General features: G+C 40.6%; 1 protein-coding gene. It reads left to right on the plus strand.

The genetic code is table 11. The features are described 5' to 3' along the window. Nucleotides 1-470 (plus strand): restriction endonuclease subunit S (locus tag AB4486_RS28570; RefSeq protein WP_372120205.1); only part of this gene is annotated, 470 nt, incomplete at both ends.

Below are 470 nucleotides of genomic sequence, written 5' to 3' on the forward strand. Positions count from 1 at the left end.
GGTTATGGGGAGTAACTTTTTCTCAACCACAATTGGTGAGCAGATTACTCTTCAAAGAGGGTTTGATATAACCAAGAAGGAGCAGCAAGAGGGTAATGTGCCTGTAGTTTCTTCAGGAGGAATATCAAGTTATCACAATGTGTCTAAAGTAGAAGCGCCCGGAGTCGTTCTCGGTCGAAAAGGTACTTTAGGAACAGTGTTTTTTGTGGAGAAAGACTTTTGGCCTCATGACACATCCCTATGGGTTAAAGATTTCAAAGGGAATAATCCACAGTTTGTGTACTACTTTTTCAAAGGTATGTCTGCGGAATTAAAAAAAATGGATGTAGGTGCAGCAAACCCTGCTCTTAACCGCAATCATGTCCATCCATTGCAAGTTGAGTGGCCTAGGAGAGAGGTTCAAGACCAAATAGTATCTGTTGGAGCAGCATTAGATCAGAAAATTACTCTTAACAACCAAATAAACCAAA

The organism is Vibrio sp. 10N.222.55.C6 (assembly GCF_041473395.1).
Lineage (GTDB): Bacteria > Pseudomonadota > Gammaproteobacteria > Enterobacterales > Vibrionaceae > Vibrio > Vibrio crassostreae_C.